This is a genomic window from Halomonas sp. GXIMD04776 (assembly GCF_049808615.1).
Classification (GTDB): Bacteria; Pseudomonadota; Gammaproteobacteria; order Pseudomonadales; family Halomonadaceae; genus Modicisalibacter.
The window spans coordinates 1-581 of sequence record NZ_JBNCAN010000070.1 but is presented as its reverse complement, the minus strand read 5'-3'; the positions used below and the strand labels follow the sequence as shown (position 1 = coordinate 581).

The window sequence follows — 581 nt, the reverse complement described above, 5'->3', positions numbered from 1 at the left end:
TCGACAGGCCCTGCTCCGCGAGGTCAGAGAGATCCATCGCCGGAAGCGCGGTAGCTACGGCAGCCGCCGCATGGCCGGAGAGCTGCGACGCCGCGGCTACGAGGTCGGCCGTTACCAGGCCCGTAGTTTGATGCGGGAAGCCGGCGTAGAGGCAAAGCAGCGGCGCCGCTGGCGTCATACAACCGACAGTGAGCACAGCCTGCCGGTGGCGCCCAACCTGCTGAACCGCCAGTTCTCGGTGGCGACACCGAACCAGGCCTGGGTGGCCGATATCACGGCGATCTGGACGCTTGAGGGCTGGCTCTATCTGGCGGCGGTGCTCGACCTCCACGACCGGCAGCTGGTGGGCTGGGCGATGGCAGATCACATGCGCACGCAGTTGGTACTGGACGCCCTGGAGATGGCCGTAGGACGCCGGCAGCCCGAGAAAGGACTGATACATCACAGCGACCGCGGTAGCCAGTACGCGTCACATGACTACCGATCCGCGCTGGATCGGCACGGGTTCCAGGCCTCGATGAGCCGCAAGGGGAACTGCTGGGACACTCAGTCTAGTCTCTTTATTGAGCATGCGGGCTCGG

1 protein-coding gene is annotated in these 581 nt (G+C 65.6%); it reads left to right on the top strand.

Going from position 1 to position 581, the window contains the following annotated elements; all coding sequences use genetic code 11:
• A partial coding sequence (locus ACPF7Z_RS19430; protein WP_425194882.1) for an IS3 family transposase occupies window positions 1-581 on the top strand: 581 nt, incomplete at both ends.